General features: G+C 41.3%; 15 protein-coding genes and 1 pseudogene. 5 read left to right on the forward strand and 11 right to left on the reverse strand.

Annotated features, from left to right (window positions below):
* Positions 1-50: 50 nt before the first annotated feature.
* Genes BLW16_RS05525 through fumC form a run of 5 tightly spaced genes read right to left on the reverse strand, consistent with a single transcriptional unit; the run spans position 51 to position 3,712 of the window.
* Positions 51-506, reverse strand: coding sequence for a PA2169 family four-helix-bundle protein (locus tag BLW16_RS05525; RefSeq protein ID WP_090555563.1), 456 nt, complete (start codon positions 504-506; stop codon positions 51-53).
* 51 nt (positions 507-557) lie between these two features.
* Positions 558-1,004 carry a low molecular weight protein-tyrosine-phosphatase gene (locus tag BLW16_RS05530; RefSeq protein WP_090555564.1) on the reverse strand — a complete coding sequence of 149 codons (447 nt, stop codon included), beginning with the start codon at positions 1,002-1,004 and terminating at the stop codon, positions 558-560.
* Position 1,005: 1 nt separating this feature from the next.
* Entirely contained in the window at positions 1,006-1,806 is an 801-nt protein-coding gene (locus BLW16_RS05535) for a S1/P1 nuclease (RefSeq protein WP_090555565.1), read from the reverse strand.
* 9 nt (positions 1,807-1,815) lie between these two features.
* Positions 1,816-2,277: a fumarate hydratase gene (locus BLW16_RS05540; RefSeq protein WP_245735132.1), complete on the reverse strand. Its 462-nt coding sequence runs from the start codon at positions 2,275-2,277 to the stop codon at positions 1,816-1,818.
* 37 nt (positions 2,278-2,314) lie between these two features.
* Positions 2,315-3,712 (reverse strand): class II fumarate hydratase, encoded by a 1,398-nt coding sequence (gene fumC / locus BLW16_RS05545; protein WP_090555566.1) that lies wholly within the window; start codon positions 3,710-3,712, stop codon positions 2,315-2,317.
* A 139-nt stretch (positions 3,713-3,851) separates the two neighbouring features.
* Here fumC and BLW16_RS05550 point away from each other — a divergent pair, with 139 nt between their 5' ends.
* Positions 3,852-5,063 carry a serine hydrolase domain-containing protein gene (locus tag BLW16_RS05550; protein ID WP_090555567.1) on the forward strand — a complete coding sequence of 404 codons (1,212 nt, stop codon included), beginning with the start codon at positions 3,852-3,854 and terminating at the stop codon, positions 5,061-5,063.
* Here the strand turns inward: BLW16_RS05550 and recG are convergent.
* Genes recG through BLW16_RS23935 form a run of 3 tightly spaced genes read right to left on the reverse strand, consistent with a single transcriptional unit; the run spans position 5,060 to position 7,730 of the window.
* The gene (recG, locus tag BLW16_RS05555) at positions 5,060-7,165 is read right to left on the reverse strand and encodes an ATP-dependent DNA helicase RecG (RefSeq protein WP_090555568.1); all 2,106 of its coding nucleotides are present in this window, start codon (positions 7,163-7,165) and stop codon (positions 5,060-5,062) included. The two genes, BLW16_RS05550 and recG, sit on opposite strands and share 4 nt — an antisense overlap.
* A 5-nt stretch (positions 7,166-7,170) precedes the next feature.
* Entirely contained in the window at positions 7,171-7,551 is a 381-nt protein-coding gene (locus BLW16_RS05560; RefSeq protein WP_090555569.1) for a RidA family protein, read from the reverse strand.
* Positions 7,551-7,730 carry a DUF6728 family protein gene (locus BLW16_RS23935; RefSeq protein ID WP_317039937.1) on the reverse strand — a complete coding sequence of 60 codons (180 nt, stop codon included), beginning with the start codon at positions 7,728-7,730 and terminating at the stop codon, positions 7,551-7,553. Before BLW16_RS23935 ends, BLW16_RS05560 begins: the two co-directional genes overlap by 1 nt.
* 286 nt (positions 7,731-8,016) lie before the next feature.
* Between BLW16_RS23935 and BLW16_RS05565 the strand changes: the two genes are divergently transcribed.
* Positions 8,017-8,526 carry a hypothetical protein gene (locus BLW16_RS05565; protein WP_090555570.1) on the forward strand — a complete coding sequence of 170 codons (510 nt, stop codon included), beginning with the start codon at positions 8,017-8,019 and terminating at the stop codon, positions 8,524-8,526.
* A 375-nt stretch (positions 8,527-8,901) separates the two neighbouring features.
* Here BLW16_RS05565 and BLW16_RS05570 read toward each other — a convergent pair.
* Positions 8,902-10,136 (reverse strand): annotated as a pseudogene (locus BLW16_RS05570) (IS256 family transposase).
* Positions 10,137-10,624: 488 nt separating this feature from the next.
* A complete protein-coding gene (locus BLW16_RS05575; protein ID WP_090555571.1) occupies positions 10,625-11,980 on the reverse strand; it encodes an OmpA family protein in 1,356 nt (451 codons plus the stop codon).
* Positions 11,981-12,149: 169 nt separating this feature from the next.
* Here BLW16_RS05575 and BLW16_RS05580 point away from each other — a divergent pair, with 169 nt between their 5' ends.
* Entirely contained in the window at positions 12,150-13,451 is a 1,302-nt protein-coding gene (locus tag BLW16_RS05580) for an aminopeptidase P family protein (RefSeq protein ID WP_090555572.1), read from the forward strand.
* 4 nt (positions 13,452-13,455) lie between these two features.
* Positions 13,456-14,124: a glycosyltransferase family 32 protein gene (locus tag BLW16_RS05585; protein ID WP_090555573.1), complete on the forward strand. Its 669-nt coding sequence runs from the start codon at positions 13,456-13,458 to the stop codon at positions 14,122-14,124.
* On the opposite strand, the gene meaB is transcribed toward BLW16_RS05585, so the two are convergent.
* A complete protein-coding gene (gene meaB, locus BLW16_RS05590) occupies positions 14,115-15,011 on the reverse strand; it encodes a methylmalonyl Co-A mutase-associated GTPase MeaB (protein ID WP_090555574.1) in 897 nt (298 codons plus the stop codon). The two genes, BLW16_RS05585 and meaB, sit on opposite strands and share 10 nt — an antisense overlap.
* Positions 15,012-15,198: 187 nt before the next feature.
* On the opposite strand from meaB, the gene BLW16_RS05595 reads away from it, so the two are divergent.
* Positions 15,199-17,019, forward strand: coding sequence for an ABC transporter ATP-binding protein (locus BLW16_RS05595; RefSeq protein WP_090555575.1), 1,821 nt, complete (start codon positions 15,199-15,201; stop codon positions 17,017-17,019).
* Positions 17,020-17,027: the final 8 nt, after the last annotated feature.

The following is a 17,027-nucleotide window of genomic DNA, read 5'->3' on the forward strand; positions in this document are numbered from 1 at the left end:
AAAAGCCGCAGGCGAATACCTGCGGCTTTTTTATATGCCTTAAAAGACAATTAAACTGTCTGATCTCTCAGCGCTTTAATTTCATCATGTGACGTTCTTAAATCAGCTTTTTGTTCTGTGATCAGCGCTCTGGTGTCTGCAGACAAGCCTTCTTCTTCTAAAGCAGTTTTGTATGCTTTTTGTGCAGCATCTTCTCCTGCTTCGCAGTTATTCAAAACTGTTTTGCGGTCATGTCCGGTGAATACAGCTTTAACATCCATCCAGGCACGGTAAATTTTACCTGAGGTAGTTGTTCCTGTTTCCAGTTCAGTCCCGCTGCCCTGAACTGCAGTAGCTAAAGCAAGTTTATGCTTATGACTCTGGCCCACCATTTTCACGAATAACGCTTTCAGGTCAGCATCTTCAGGAGAAAGCTCCTCAATTGCTTTTTCATAACCAGCTATTCTATCGTTATTGATCTGGATCAGGTCGTTTAATGTTTCGGGGTTTACTGTAATATTTTCCATTTTCTTATAGGTTTGATGTAGTGGAACAACAGACTGCCTGTAAAAATGTTTTTATATTTTTTGGCTCAGTTCTTTTATCAGATCTTTGGCCCTTTCCTCTATGGTAAGAAACACCGGATCAAACAGCTGGTCATCATAATAAGGATCTGTTACCTCCAGGTCTCCGGTAAGAAACAACCTGACCTTTTTACGCTGCTCATTGTTTCCTGACAGCTTTAACACATCTTTCAGGTTCTGTCTGTCCATGACCAGGATATGGTCGTACTCTTCCAGCATCCCGGCATTGAAATGTTTTGCCCGCTGTCTGGAAATATCGTAGCCATAACTTCTGGCAACGGCAATACTTCGCCTGTCTGCCGGCTGCCCGACATGCCAGTTACCGGTACCCGCAGAAGCAATTTCCCAGTCGGCATTACGCGCTGAGGCCAGCTGACGAACAATTCCCTCCGCCAGCGGAGAACGGCAAATATTGCCCAAACATACCATGAGGATCTTCATATCAGGCGTATATATTATTCAGGATCTGCGCCAAACGCACTCCTCCTTTTAACAGTTGTTCATTCAGCAGGTCAACAAATTCAAAATTATAGCGATAGCCCAATTTATCATCTGCCTTAGTTAATTCATAGATTTTGTTACAAGCCACGTAAGACTCATAAACGGTTTCCTTAAGGGAATCATGACGCCATTTAATCAGTTGTTCCTTTGTAGGATGGTTAATCGCCGCAGCATACTCCGTATAACTCAGCTGCTGGTAATCTACCAAACCTTCATCCCAAACCCGGTGAAGATTTGAACGCTGTCCGAACCAGGTAACATTAACCTTATTACCGCCCAGGTCTTCTTTTCTGGCAGTATGCATCGGCTGATGAACGTCTCCCAGCATATGGATCAGCAAACGCATAGCCATCTTTTTTTCATCGGCTGTTTTGGCTTTGTTTTTCAGTATGGCAATCATTTCAGGGATCTTGTTGTAAACGCTGGCCTTTTTATCAGCATCGAGAAAGTTAAATACTCCGTTCTGGTCGAGCGCTCCCGGAAGGTTTACATAATGCCAGCTACTGAGGTAGTTATAGGTACTGTCAGATTTGATAAAGTCCGGCCAGTTACTTGCCATTGCAGGGCTCTCGCTTCCTAATACCTGCATTACTGCTTTACGGGTCTTCGCTGTTAAATAGTAATCGGCAATCTGGCCAACGATTCGATGTCCAGTCATTCCCCAGGCACCGGCATTTAACGGCAGATAAGCAATCATTGCAATTGCTATAAAAGCCTTCTTTATTTTTTGAGCTGAAATCATGTTTAAATTTTATAATTCCTGTGGTACACAGGTTATTTTTTGTTTGAGGACGAGGTTCACATCACGCTGGTCACTCAGTCCCTGCAGATAAAGGTGACTGGCATCGGACGACTTCACCAAAAAGCTTTTTCTATATATGCCTATCGTGTAACAGCCCGAAACTTTTTGTTTATAATTAGATTTTGTGTAGGTGCCTTCAAGGAATAAGCTATCCTTGCGGACTTCGTACACGCCTTTTGCATATTCTTTCCAGATCCCGTTATTGTAACACGGATCTTCATAGTAGTTCACCTTAGAATGCGTAGTGAGGTCAACATAAAAAGAATCACAGGTAAATTTGATATGGTGTTGGGTATAGTTCAGCAGTTTCGCCGAATTGGCGATGCTATCCTGGTTCCAGACTCCCTGTAAGAATGTTTCTCCATTACCCTGAACGTTGGGGCGTCTCTCACAACCGAGAAACGCCGTCAAACAAAGTAGAATAATTAGATAAAGGTATTTACTCATGCTATTTTAAGCTACCTACCATATCTTCTGGTTTTACCCATTCCGTAAACTGTTCGCTCGTCAGTAATCCCAGTTCAACAGCTGCCTCACGAAGTGTTTTATTTTCTTTATGTGCCTTTTTTGCAATTTTTGCTGCATTTTCATACCCAATATGAGGGTTTAGCGCAGTAACCAGCATCAGTGAATTTTCAAGGTGTTTTTTGATCTCCGGTAAGTTAGGCAGGATACCAACCGCACAGTTGTCGTTGAATGATACACAGGCATCCCCCAGTAAACGGCCGGATTGTAAAACATTGGCAGCGATAACAGGTTTAAACACATTCAGTTCAAAATGTCCATTACTGCCACCGATACCTACGGTAACATCATTGCCCATCACTTGTGCGCAAACCATGGTTAAAGCTTCAGGTTGTGTAGGGTTAACCTTGCCGGGCATGATTGAAGAACCAGGCTCATTATCAGGAATAATGATCTCCCCTATTCCGGAACGCGGGCCGGAACTTAACATCCTCACATCATTGGCAATCTTCATCAATGCTACAGCAGTACGTTTATAGGCTGCTGACAGTTCTACCATCGCATCATGTGCCGCCAGCGCTTCAAATTTATTTGGTGCGGTAACAAAAGGCAGCCCTGTCAGTTCAGCAATTTTTGCTGCTACCAATACGTCATACCCTTTAGGTGTATTCAATCCTGTTCCTACTGCTGTACCGCCCAAAGCCAGTTCGGTGATCATTTCCAAAGCATTTTTAATAGCTCTGATGCTATTGGTGATCTGTTGCGCATAACCGGAAAATTCCTGTCCAAGCGTCAACGGAGTAGCGTCCATAAAATGGGTCCTCCCGGTTTTTACGATGGTACTGAATTCAGCCGCCTTGGCCTGCAATGTTTTTTGCAGTTTTTCCAGGCCCGGAAGAGTAACTTCCACAGCTTGTTTATATGCAGCGATATGCATCGCTGTAGGATAGGTATCATTTGAAGACTGCGATTTATTTACATCATCATTCGGATGAAGGATTTTCTTTTCATCAGCCAGCTGGCCTCCGTTTAAAACATGCGCACGGTAAGCAATAACCTCGTTTGCATTCATATTACTTTGAGTCCCGGAACCTGTCTGCCAGATCACAAGCGGAAACTGATCATCTAATTTTCCGGCAATGATCTCATCACATGCTGAAGCGATCCAGGCTGCCTTATCACTTGCCAGCACACCTAACTCCAGGTTAGCCTGTGCTGCAGCTTTTTTCAGATAGCCAAAAGCATGGATAATTTCCTTTGGCATCGAAGCCTCAGGACCAATTTTAAAATTATTACGTGAACGTTCTGTTTGTGCGCCCCAATATTTATCGGCAGGCACCTGCACTTCGCCCATGGTGTCGTGTTCGGTTCTAAAATTCATTTTGTTCTATAATTTTGATCAAAAATAAGGTTTTATATGCATACAAGAATGTAACGTATATCATAATGTTTAAAACTCTTTTGCGTTTAAAGGGTTATTATTGTTTATTTTTCCGGCTTCAAAAAATACCTATCTATAAATGATGTACCGTACCATTCTACCCGTGGCTGTCCTGGCCACTTTTCTATTTAATGCTTGCTCACACGCTGAAAAAAAAACCGAAGCCGACCCAAAGGTCCGCACTGTAAAAGATGACAGGGCAGATAGTCTTCTCCTGGTTTATAATCCCGCTAAGGGAGATAAATGGATTGCTGACTTTGTTCAGAACCTGCATAAAAAATATGGCTTTAATGGAAATATGCTTGTGGCCAAAGATGGCAAGATCCTTTATGAAAAAGCAATAGGCTGGGCAGACTATCTTCACCGTGACAGCCTTAAAATCAATTCCGAATTTGAGCTGGCCTCTATCACTAAAACTTTTACAGGAGTAGCCATCATGCAACTGGTTGAACAGGGTAAGGTCAAACTGGATGACAATGTCAAAAAGTTCTATCCAAATTTTCCTTACGAGGGGATCACAGTAAAATTATTATTATCCCACCGCAGCGGAATGATGAACTATGTATATTTTACTGACGGGATCTGGAAAGACAAGAAGAAACCAATGAGCAATACGGATGTGATGGATCTGATCGCACAGTATAAACCTGCACGTTATGCCGCTCCTGACACCAGGTTTCATTATAATAACTCCAATTTTATGGTACTGGGTGCCATTATAGAAAAAGTAACGGGCAAAAAATATGCTGATTATATGATGGCCAATGTGTTTAAACCTGCAGGGATGAAACATACCCATGTATATTCTACAACGGTTTATCCAAAGATTCCTGTTGATGTAGTTGGGCACGACCGTACCTGGAGATATTCTGTAGTGCAAAACTTCCTTGACGGCCCTGTTGGTGATAAAGGCGTTTACAGTACCGTGCACGATCTGGTTTTATATGACAATGCATTAAAAAAAGGAAGATTACTGAAACAATCGAGCCTGGACTCAGCCTATACAGGCCATAACAAACCTGTAAACGGACATTTCAACTATGGTTACGGATGGAGAATGTTCGATGGGGACAATGGGCGCAAAGTGGTTTACCATACCGGCTGGTGGCATGGGTTCAGACATATTTACGTGCGCGACCTCGACAAGAACATTGTGATCGTTTTCCTGGGCAACCTGACAAACGGAAGTTTACTGCACCTCGACGATCTTTACAAACATCTTGGTGTTCCTGTCATCAGGAAAGGAGCTTATACAGGAACAGGCTCTATGCCGGGATCCGACGAAGATTAAGATATTTTATCCAGAGCGATGCCTCTGCTTTTTTTATCGGTAAAGCGCTTCAGTAAAGCATTTTCCGGTAAGGAAAGCAGGGGATCCTCATGAAAGATCTCAATGACGGTGTTCCTTGCCTCCTGCAGGATCTGCTGGTCTTTGACCAGGTTGGCAAGCTTAAGATCAAGCACACCGCTCTGCTGTGTACCCGCCAGATCACCCGGGCCACGTAATTCCAGGTCTATCTCTGAAATTTCAAATCCATTATTGGTCATCACCATCGTTTCCAGCCGCCGGCGCCCTTCTTTGCTTAGCTTCTGGCCTGACATCAGGATGCAGTAACTCTGCTCCGCACCGCGGCCTACTCTTCCACGCAGCTGATGCAACTGCGATAATCCAAATCTTTCGGCATTCTCGATGATCATGACAGATGCATTCGGCACATTTACCCCCACTTCTATTACAGTAGTGGCTACCATGATCTGCGTTTTTCCATCAATAAACCTCTGCATTTCAAACTGTTTATCTACGTTGGGCATTTTACCATGAACAATACTGATCTGATAATCCGGAAGCGGAAACTGATAACGCATTTGCTCTATACCCGCTTCGAGATGAAGCAGGTCTAATTTCTCACTCTCCTTGATTAAAGGGTAAACTACATACACCTGTCTGCCTTTGGCAATTTCTGTTTTCATAAATCCGAACATCCGCAAACGCTGGCCTTCAAATAAATGCCGTGTTTCAATGGGTTTTCTGCCCACAGGCAGCTCATCGATCATGGAAACATCCAAATCTCCGTATACGGTCATTGCAAGCGTCCTGGGGATCGGCGTAGCAGTCATCACCAATATGTGAGGCGGGATGCTGTTCTTACGCCATAGTTTTGCTCTTTGCTCTACACCAAAACGATGCTGCTCGTCAATCACCACCAGGCCGAGGTTTTTAAACTTTACCTTGTCTTCAATGAGTGCATGAGTACCAACCAGGATATCGATCTCACCAGATTCAAGCTGCTGATGTAATAAGGTCCTTTGTTTTTTTGTGCTGTTGCCCGTAAGAATATCTACTTTAGCAACTTTCCCATCAAGCAAAGAAGCAATAGAGTGGTAATGCTGGCGGGCAAGGATTTCGGTTGGCGCCATAATACACGCCTGGTAGCCGTTATCATTGGCAAGGAGCATGCTCATTAAAGCCACTACGGTTTTCCCACTGCCTACATCGCCCTGCACCAGGCGGTTCATCTGCACACCGCGCTGTGTGTCAATTCTGATTTCCTTGATCACACGCTTCTGTGCTCCAGTCAGCTCAAATGGCAGAATATCTTTGTAAAAATGATTTACACGCTCTCCCACAGTACTAAACAGATGACCTTTGAATTTCATCTCTCTGAACTGTTTACTGCTGAGCAGCTGCAGCTGAATAAAGAAAAGTTCCTCAAACTTTAGCCTGCGTTCTGCATGTTGTAAGGCGGTACTGTCTTTTGGAAAATGAATGTTTAACAGGGCCTCACGCCGACCTGCCAACCGGTACTTTTCGAGGATATATGCAGGCATTGTTTCTTTGATCTCCGGCAAACACTGTTCGATCAGCAGGGCCTGCAGCTTTTGGATCCCCTTACTATCCAGCGAGAACTTCTTTAGTTTTTCTGTAGAATTGTAAACAGGTTGCAGGGTCATATTGCCGGTTACGGTAACCGGGCGGGGATAGGTTTCCAATTCAGGATGGGAAATACTGAATGATCCGTTAAATACTGCCGGCTTGCCAAATGCGATATAGACCTTGCCGCGCATTATATTTTCCTCTACCCACTTCAGACTCTGAAACCATACCAGTTCAATGGTCCCTGTTTCATCAGTAAGCCGGGCTACGATTCTCTTTTTATGTTTTTCACCAATCGTTTCCTTTCCGGTTATCCTCCCCAAAACCTGCACATAGGGCAAGTCGGGATGAAGCTCACTGACCTTATAAAAGCGCGTCCTGTCGATATAGCGGAAAGGATAATAGGTAAGGAGCTGACCATACGTAAATATGCCCAGTTCCTTTTGCAGCATCTCCGCCCGCTTAGGTCCTACGCCTTTTAAAAATTCTATCGTGGTATCTAGATCAGAAGCGAACAAAATATTTATCCCTTATAGGCAATAACAGATATCTCTACATTTACCCCTTTAGGTAATCCTTTTACCGCCACCGTTTCACGGGCCGGGAAATCAGATTCAAAGTAAGAGCCGTAAACTTCATTCACTTCTGCAAACAAACTCATATCTGAAAGGAATATGGTGGATTTAAGCACATGGGAAAATCCAAACCCGGCTTCCAGCAATACTGCGTTCAGGTTGCGCATTACTTGTTCTGTCTCCGATTTTATCGAATCCATGGTCAGTTCACCTGTAGCAGGATTAATAGGGATCTGTCCTGAAACATATAAAAACCCGTTCGCCAAAACAGCCTGGCTATAAGGTCCGATGGGTGCTGGTGCATCTGTGGTATTGATAATTGTCTTCATTATACGAGGTGAAAAAGTTTTGAAATAATCCCAATCAGGAAAATTGATATAGCAAGCACATTGACCACATGCATGATTTTAATATCTATACTTGTTGGCCGGTTGGGATCTTTTTTCCTGAAAAAGTACATAGGACAAATGTAGATAATTATTGTCATTCTGTTTACTATTTGAGGCATTGGTCGCGAATCCAGCGCAACTTATTATTTAATATGAGATACAATTATTACAATTTGGATTTACTAGAACTCCGTGTTTATTATGTGTTCTATAAGTGTTAAGAGGATTTTCATTTTCACAAAATCTATTATTTATAATACTATAATCTCGGAGAAGAATATTAGATAACACGCTGTCGGCATCGCTCACTTCAAATCAACTTATGTTCATAAATAGCCCTTCTTTATTTTTTAAAAGTATTTACTTATTTGCTATTTTTATAAAAGACAATTAAACTAAAATCAAATGAAAATTTCTACTTTATTATTTTTTGTGTTATTCACTACATTCTCTTTCCAATCATCTGAATCAAAGGCTCAGTTCGATACCTACACACTTCGTCTTTATCTTGAAGGAACATATTCTGGTAATTCATATCCGATTGCTACATTCACAAATATACTTGGAACCCCAAGTGGACCATCGTCTACTTTTATCCTTGGCCTAAATAGTCCATGTAATTTGACTGATTTCCCATGGAGTCCGGGCGTAGGTACATTAAATGACTTGGCAGCAAGTGCTATGCTAGATGCTAACGCAGCAGGCATAAGATTTACTTTTTATAAGAATAGTGGAAGAGATTTATCAAGAGGGCACACCATAGTGATAACGAAAAAAGCATTCGTTGGTTATAATCTCCGTACCTTTGAGAGATCATTCGAAGACGAGTTTGTAAAAGTTTATTTTAATTACGGCAACAACGGATATGAAGAAATGAATGGCGAAGTATCCTCTTTAATTGTTGAAAAATTCTAGGAATCCATCGGAATTAAATTATATGACAGAGCTGACTGAAGTGTTGCGACTAAGAAACAATAATTATAAAAATAATCTAATCTTTCACGTAATTATCTGGAATCGCTCATAAACAGATTAATGATTGTAAAAGTATCCATCAAAAAAAATTCTTGATGATAATTACAACTATGAAATGACAGCAGTCTTACCAAAGACAAAACAAATAACCGGGCAAAAATAAGGTTATGAATATAGTAATGACTAAACCTCGTTAACTAGACGCGGCTGAATAATTTTGAATTAATACAGTAGCATTCGTAAATTACGTCACAGTCTATTCGGACTAGGTTTGGGAGTGTCTCGCGAACTGTGTTAGTTCTAAATTAATGCTCCTCAGAAGCTGTTTTGCTCCTTGAGAATTCTGTCCCCAAATCTAATATAAAGTTGTGAAAATGCCTGTCCCTAATTATGGATTGGCATCGTCCATTTTTTACTAATATTTTTAATCACCAGGTACATCAATTTCGCCAGCGCCTGCTCAGATGAAAAAGCACCTTTGGTCTTGGTTATTTTGCGAATTTGCCGGTGTACACCCTCAATCGGATTGGTGGTATAAATAATTTTTCTGATGACCTGATCGTACTCAAAGAAGGCGGAAAGGTTTAACCAGTTATCCAACCAGGATTTACAAATCAGGGGATATTTCTTGCCCCATTTCTGTTCAAATTCAAGCAACTTTTCATAGCCCTGCTGCTCATTGTTAGCCTGATAAATAGGCTTCATATCAGCCATGACCGCTTTTTTGTCTTTTTCTGGAATATAACGCATTGAAGAGCGGATCTGATGAACGATACACAGTTGTACCCGGGTTTTGGGAAAGACCGCTTCTACAGCCTCTGGAAATCCTTTCAAGCCGTCTATGCACGCAATAAGCATGTCTTCCACACCGCGCGCTTTTAGATCAGTAAGAATTGAAAGCCAAAACTTGGCACCTTCATTTTCAGAAGTATAAAGACCCAGAACTTCCTTTTTGCCTTCAATATCCACGCCCAGAATATTGTAGATGGCACGGGTCTCCACTGCACCATTTACTCTAACCGTAAAAAACATGCAATCCAGAAATACAAAGGGATAAACGGCCTCTAGCGGACGGTTACGCCATTCTTGCACAGCCGGAAGCACACTGTCCGTAATTCGAGAGATTTCTGCAGGAGAAATATCCATTGCGTACATTTCCTGCACGTAATCCCTCATAGCACGCGTGCTCATGCCCATTGCATACATCGATAAGATGTTGCCTTCCAGCTTTTCAGTGATAATCAACTGCCGCTTAGGAACGATCTTTGGATCAAAGGTGCTTAGCCTATCCCTGCCGGTTTCCAACTCAAATTCACCGGCACTCAAACTGCGAACTGTCTTCTTACTTTTTCCATTTTTGCGATTAGGCTGTTCCAGTCGCTTGCTTTCGGAAAGATGGTGATCCAGCTCACCGGCCATCATCGATTCCAAAAAATGTTTCATCATCGGAGCTAAAACTCCATCACTGCCGGTCATCTTTTACCTGAGTAGAGACCTGCGATAGCATCCTTTTTGAAGGATTCAAAGTCAAATTTGTCTTGTGTTGACATAAGATATAGTGTCTAAATGTTTAACGTTTCTGACACAGTTTGTGGTACATCCTCTGCTTTGGATAACGACAAAGTTGTCATCACCTAAATACCGAAATTGCCATAATGTTTCTTTATCTGCGCTTTGGGATCGGAGTTCTCAGGGTCTCATTAAAAGTTCCATCCATCCTTCCCGCTATTCTCCTGTAGTACATTGTCTATCTTTAGAACAAATTGATAATTTAAGTCATTAAAAGCCCCACTATAGTAAATCATAGTTAGGTATATGATTAGTGAATTACACATATAATGATACATCAAATACAATTCGACATAATCCTTAAAAGATCATGCAGCTGAATCATTAACAATCACGTTGCTATCCAGCCGATCTCCAAAATATTTCGAATTCGATTAATCCATTTGATGCGACAGATTTAAAAATAATGACAAAAAAAAGAGGGCTCCGATAAATCGAAGCCCTCTTTTTGTATGTTGTTTAAGAAATATTAGTTTCTTGAAGTTTCAACACGACGGTTTTGGATACGACCTTCTTCAGTATCGTTAGAAGCGATTGGATTAGCTTCACCAAGACCTTTTGTAGCAACTTGACTTGCGTTAACTCCAGAGTTAACTAAGTAAGTTTTTACAGAGTTTGCTCTGTCTTTAGATAATTTCAAGTTATATGCAGCAGTACCTTCGCTTGAAGCGTAACCTTTTACTAAGGCTTTACCACCGTTTTCACGTAACACTGAAGATAATTTATCTAAAGTAGGGTAAGATTCAGTTTTTAAAACTGAAGAGTTGAATTCAAATTGAATAGTTTCGAAACCAGTAACGTTAGCAGAAGCAGCCGGAGCAACTGGAGCTGGAAGTGGACATCCTGAACCATCAACAGCAGTACCTGCAGGAGTTCCTGGGCATTTGTCGAATTGATCAGAAACACCGTCTCCATCGCTATCTTTTTTCAAATCTTCAACAGATTTCTCAACATTAGAAACACGAGTTTTTAACGCCTCAACTTCTTGACGTAATGAAGGATCTTTCAATTCATCATACATCAAAGCTAATGGGTTAACCCATTCTAAGTCTGGTTTAGATTTAGAACCTAATGAGAATTCTAATCCAGCATAACCGTATGAGAATTTATCTTTAGATGTTCCTTTTGCATAAACTCCATCTAAGTTATCACTGTCAACAAAGTGCATAGTGTAACCTAAGTTAAAAGCAACGCGGTCAGAAACTTTAAATTTCACACCAGCACCAACTGGAATGTAAGCTTCTTTAACGTATTTTTTATCTCTGCTATCACCAGCGTGATCTTTCCAGTCAACCACGTTTCCGTTACCATAAGTAACTTTAGGAGCATAAGCAATTAAACCGTAACCAGCAGTAACGAAGAAGTTAACTGAGTTCTCACGACGTAAGAAATCTACAGTAGCAACGTTAACAACGCCTCTGATGTCAGCTGCGTAACCGATTGAAGTTTCTGATTCTCTAACACCACCAAGACCTTGTTCAGTATACTGAACACCACCTTGAGCGTCTTTGTTAGTTCCAGAAATTTTTCCGCGGAAAATGTTACCTTCTAAACCGAAAGCGTGACCCAGCTGTTTCTTTAACGAAATACCGTAGCCTAAGTTTACATCAGCATTTGTGAAGTCATTTGATCCACCGATCGCAACGAACGGAGATAAAACACCACCATTAACACCAACTGACCAAGTTCTGTACTGGCCTCTTCCACCAAACACTTTGGCTGAAGACGAAGTGGCTGTAGAATCCTGAGCAGAAGCAAGAGTTGTAACTCCAACCGCTGTAACAAAGGATAATGCTAGCCCCTTCTTCAAAGTAGAATAATTCATAATTTTTCTTTTTTAAGGTTAAACAAATTTAAACTGTATAATTTTTTTGTGTAGCAAAATTAAACAAATTTTTAATTCTCACAACAGATATACAAACACCGTTCCAATTTTAACATATTTTAGGATTTGAATATATTTGACTTTATTTGCTAATATAGTCAGTCTGATAATGAAATACGAAGATATAGAAAACAACCTATTTATCGAAAACCGTACGAAACTACGGAAACTCCTAAATAACAACTCATTAGCTATTTTTCAATCCAATGATGAATTCCCAAAAAGCGGTGATCAGGACTTCCCTTTCAAACAAAATGCAGACCTCTTTTACCTTTCAGGCATCGATCAGGAGCAGACAATATTGCTGATTTATCCCGATTGTCCTAACCCTTTATATAAAGAAGTCCTGTTTTTAAGACAGACAAACGACAATATTAAGATCTGGGAAGGTCATAAATACACAAAAACATTGGCCCGGAAGGCCTCTGGCATACAATCTGTCTACTGGCTTGACGATTTTGAGCCAATTCTGAACAGTATTGTCTCCTATGCAGACTATGTTTACCTGAATATGAATGAAAATGTTACATCATCGTATGCAGTTCCATACCGGGATATCCGGTTTATTGAACACATGAAAGCCAAATATCCACTACATCGTTACGAAAGAGCTGCACCATTAATGCGTCAGCTGCGTGATAAGAAGTCGGCCGGAGAGGTACATCTGATCCTAAAAGCTTGTGAAATCACAAGGGATGCTTTTCTTCGTGTGCTTAAATTTACGCGTCCCGGTGTAACAGAATATGAGATTGAGGCGGAGATTATTCATGAATTTATCAGAAAAAGGGCTACCGGCCATGCTTATCCTCCAATCATCGCATCCGGAAAAAATGCAAATATTCTCCATTACAGTGATAATAACCAGATTTGTGAGCAGGGCGACCTGGTACTGATGGACTTTGGCGCTGAATATGCCAATTACAATGCCGATATGACCCGTACAATTCCCCTGAGCGGCAGATTTACACCAAGGCAAAAAGAGGTATATAACGCTGTTGTAAACGTCATGAAGGAAGCAAAAAAAATATTATCCCCAGGGCTTTCCCCAAAGGAATATAATCAGAGCGTGGCCGCGTTCATGACTGAGCAGCTGGTCGGATTACGCCTGCTCTCCATAAATGATGTAAAAAATCAGGATCCAGCCTTTCCGCTCTATAAAAAGTATTTTATGCATGGCATCAGTCACCATCTTGGTTTGGATGTCCATGACTTTGCCGACCGGTATGCACCTTTTTCAGAGGGAAACGTACTTACCTGTGAGCCGGGCATCTACATTCCTGAAGAGGGCTTCGGCATCCGTTTAGAGAACAATATACTGCTCAAAAAGGACGGCAACATTGATCTCATGGAAAATATTCCCCTGGAAGCTGAAGAAATCGAGGAAATCATGAACAGCACATCTTACTTATAGCCACATGCCCATACCAAAGATCATACATCAAACCTTTAAGACCTCCAAACTACCTTTTTTAACGAGGTGGCATATTTCCAGGCTAAGAAAGAGAAACCCACATTATACATACGAATTTTATGACGATGAGCGGATCAATGCATTTCTCTCAGCGGAATATGATGCCAAAGTGGTCTCAGCCTATAAGAAACTAAACATCGGAGCTGCTAAAGCCGATTTCTTCAGATATGCGGTTCTATATAAAAAAGGCGGCGTATATCTTGACATCGACTGCAGCGTGAACAGCCGGCTTGATGATTTCATTGCACCCGATGACCATGCGCTGCTCTCGCCAGAGAAAAATCCTGCATTTTTTGTTCAGTGGGCCATGATGTATGAAGCGGGCCATCCATTTTTAAAGAAAACCATGGAAATGGTTCTTGATAACATTTCTCAAAATAAATACCCGCACGATGTGCACAAGATGACTGGCCCAACTGTGTATTCAATTGCAATCAGGGAGTGCCTGGCAAACGATCCTGATATATCACACAGGGTATCCGGTGTTGAATACGCACCACATCTGAAAGATAAATATAAATGGGCTAAGTTCTTTCTTTACAGTAGCCGGGCGGAACACTGGAAAAAGAAACAGGTAAGTTCAACGGTACTCAGACAGAGCCATCATTTATAATTGTACTGCTCTATAAACCGGTATAAGTTGAAGCCTGCATCACGATGGGAAACCGCAAGCTTATGCTGGAGCTCAGTTTTTGATATATCATGCATCCGCTTATTCTGAATCAGTTTGTATGCTTTTTCAGCATACAAAAATAATCTTCTTTCATTACTTTTAATGTCCACAGTATTCAGCCATTGCAATAACTCCGCGGTACCAAAATGTTTATCGGCTATAGTTTTAAATACAGGAATAGTATCTGCGCGCTGGTGCAGCGATTTCCTCAGCTGATTGGCAAACGATTCAGCTCCATCCCTGTCTGCTTTATTTACGATAAAGACATCGCCTATTTCCATTAAACCGGATTTGATATGCTGGATTTCATCTCCTGCTTCAGGAACCAGAACAACCATAGTAATATCAGCTAAACCGGCGATTTCAATTTCTGATTGTCCAACACCGACGGTTTCTATAAGAATATAATCAAAATTTGAGCTTTTTAGCACGTCAGTCATTTCAATGATCTTTCCTGCCAGGCCACCCACTGAACCACGTGTCGCAACAGAACGGATATAAACGTCAGGATTATTAAAATGGGAAGACATTCTGATCCTGTCCCCCAAAAGAGACCCGAGATTAAACGGCGACGTCGGATCCACCGCCAGAACAGCAATCCTCTTACCTTCATCACTCCAGGTACCGATCATAGCATTCACCAGAGTACTTTTCCCGGCACCCGGCGGACCAGTGATCCCAATGACAGGGACATTATAATTCATCACCATTGCCTGAAGCAGTGTTATGCTGCCGGGTAAGTCATTTTCAACTAAGGTTAATCCTCTCGCTAAAGACAAATAATCACCCCTTTTTATTTCAGATAAAAGCTGCGGTATTGTTTTCATTGCTAACCTCTCTTTCCTGCAAAGAACCAGAATATATCTGCTCCGGCAAAATAAATATTCTTACCCTTTAGCAGAACGCATGTGAATGCTTACATCTACATCTCTGGGAGCACGCGGTTCCGGCCTTAATTTAGCAGACTGTATTACAAATACAAAATTTGTACCTTCGCTAAATTTTCAAATTTAAATGAAGACCTATTTCAGATTACTTTCCTTTGCAAAACCAATTGAAAAGTTTGCTATACCTTATTTAATAGCAACTTTGTTAGCCATATTTTTTAACACCTTTAATTTTACGCTGCTATCACCTCTGCTTGACACATTATTTTCAACAGGTAAGCCCTCAACGGGTGTAATGCAGGTGGCAGGAAAGCTGGATTTTCTTGCGCAGTTCAAAAATTATATTAACCACACCATAGCCACTGTAGGTAAAGAAGGAGCCTTAAAAATTGTTTGTTCAGTTATCTTAATTTCGGTTTTACTCTCTAATTTCTTTCGATACCTGTCTCAGCGTTTTATGGAAGATTTGAGGGTACATACATTGCTGAACCTGCGAAAAACTGTATTTAGTAATGTAATGGACCTCCATCTTGGCTTTTTTAATAATGAACGGAAAGGCGATATTATTTCCAAGGTGTCCTCAGACGTACAGGTAGTACAGTTTACCGTTACCAATACGCTTCAGGTTGTATTCAAAGAACCCGTACAATTGATTTTCTACATCGTTGTGTTATTCAGTATCTCGGTAAAACTCACATTATTCTCTTTATTGGTTATACCTGTTTCAGGATTTATCATTAGCAAAATTGTTAAGAGGCTAAAGCAGCAGGCTACCGCGGCGCATGAGTCTTTTGCAAAGATGATCGGATTTCTGGACGAGGCCCTGAGTGGTATCAAGATCATAAAAGCATTTAACGCAACACCCAGGATCAAGGCAAAATTTGATGCGGAAAACTACTACTACTCTAACCTGAACAGGAAGATGGCAAGGAGGCAGCAATTGGCATCTCCGGTTTCACAGGCACTCGGCATTTTGGTGGTTGTCATCATTGTACTCTATGGCGGTTCACTGGTAATCAGCGGCAGCAAGGAATTTACAGCGTCTGACTTCATCATGTATATTGCTGTCTTTTCCCAGGTAATGCAACCAGTTAAAGCAATCAGCGATTCTTTTACAGGTATTCATTCCGGTATTGCCGCAGGAGAAAGGGTTCTTGCATTGATTGATACTAAGCCGGAAATGGTGAATAAGGAAGGTGCAACTGAACTAAAAACCTTTAGTGAGTCGCTGATCCTGGAAAATGTATCCTTTAGTTATGCAGATAAAGATGTGCTGAACGGAATTAACCTTACTATTCCAAAGGGAAAAACTGTAGCTATGGTAGGTCCTTCCGGTGGTGGAAAAAGTACACTAATGGATCTCATCCCACGTTTCCATGATCCTAAAAGCGGGAGGATCAAAATAGATAATATCGATTATAAAGATCTTACAGTAGAAAGTATCAGAAATAACATGGGAACTGTAAATCAGGAATCTTTCCTTTTCAATGATACCATATTCAATAATATTGCCTTCACTAAACCTGATGCGACAGAGGAAGAAGTAATGGCGGCGGCTAAAATTGCCAATGCCCATGAATTCATCACTCAGGCTGACAATGGTTATCAAACTTTTGTTGGCGACAGGGGAAACAGGCTCTCAGGCGGACAGCGGCAGCGGATCTGTATTGCCCGGGCGGTACTCGCCAATCCGCCTATCATGTTACTTGATGAAGCTACCTCAGCACTGGATACAGAGTCAGAAAAATTAGTGCAGGACGCCCTTAACAATCTGATGAAGAACAGAACCTCTATCGTTATTGCACATAGACTGAGTACGATACAACACGCCGATATTATTGTTGTTATTGAAAAAGGTATGATTGTAGAGCAAGGCAGCCACCTGGAGTTGCTGACACACAATGGCCTTTATAAACGTTTAATAGATATGCAGACTTTTGCCGAATAAACCTTGCT

Origin of the sequence: Pedobacter hartonius, from assembly GCF_900107535.1 — a bacterium.
GTDB lineage: Bacteria > Bacteroidota > Bacteroidia > Sphingobacteriales > Sphingobacteriaceae > Pedobacter > Pedobacter hartonius.

What these genes read in the sequence shown, in the direction of transcription:
- BLW16_RS23935 (WP_317039937.1), bottom strand. Translation starts at nt 7,730, where the DNA reads ATGCCTCAAATAGTAAACAGAATGACAATAATTATCTACATTTGTCCT.
- BLW16_RS05535 (WP_090555565.1), bottom strand. Translation starts at nt 1,806, where the DNA reads ATGATTTCAGCTCAAAAAATAAAGAAGGCTTTTATAGCAATTGCAATG.
- BLW16_RS05580 (WP_090555572.1), top strand. Translation starts at nt 12,150, where the DNA reads ATGAAATACGAAGATATAGAAAACAACCTATTTATCGAAAACCGTACG.
- BLW16_RS05525 (WP_090555563.1), bottom strand. Translation starts at nt 506, where the DNA reads ATGGAAAATATTACAGTAAACCCCGAAACATTAAACGACCTGATCCAG.
- BLW16_RS05585 (WP_090555573.1), top strand. Translation starts at nt 13,456, where the DNA reads ATGCCCATACCAAAGATCATACATCAAACCTTTAAGACCTCCAAACTA.
- BLW16_RS05575 (WP_090555571.1), bottom strand. Translation starts at nt 11,980, where the DNA reads ATGAATTATTCTACTTTGAAGAAGGGGCTAGCATTATCCTTTGTTACA.
- fumC (WP_090555566.1), bottom strand. Translation starts at nt 3,712, where the DNA reads ATGAATTTTAGAACCGAACACGACACCATGGGCGAAGTGCAGGTGCCT.
- BLW16_RS05530 (WP_090555564.1), bottom strand. Translation starts at nt 1,004, where the DNA reads ATGAAGATCCTCATGGTATGTTTGGGCAATATTTGCCGTTCTCCGCTG.
- BLW16_RS05595 (WP_090555575.1), top strand. Translation starts at nt 15,199, where the DNA reads ATGAAGACCTATTTCAGATTACTTTCCTTTGCAAAACCAATTGAAAAG.
- BLW16_RS05560 (WP_090555569.1), bottom strand. Translation starts at nt 7,551, where the DNA reads ATGAAGACAATTATCAATACCACAGATGCACCAGCACCCATCGGACCT.
- BLW16_RS05565 (WP_090555570.1), top strand. Translation starts at nt 8,017, where the DNA reads ATGAAAATTTCTACTTTATTATTTTTTGTGTTATTCACTACATTCTCT.
- meaB (WP_090555574.1), bottom strand. Translation starts at nt 15,011, where the DNA reads ATGAAAACAATACCGCAGCTTTTATCTGAAATAAAAAGGGGTGATTAT.
- BLW16_RS05550 (WP_090555567.1), top strand. Translation starts at nt 3,852, where the DNA reads ATGATGTACCGTACCATTCTACCCGTGGCTGTCCTGGCCACTTTTCTA.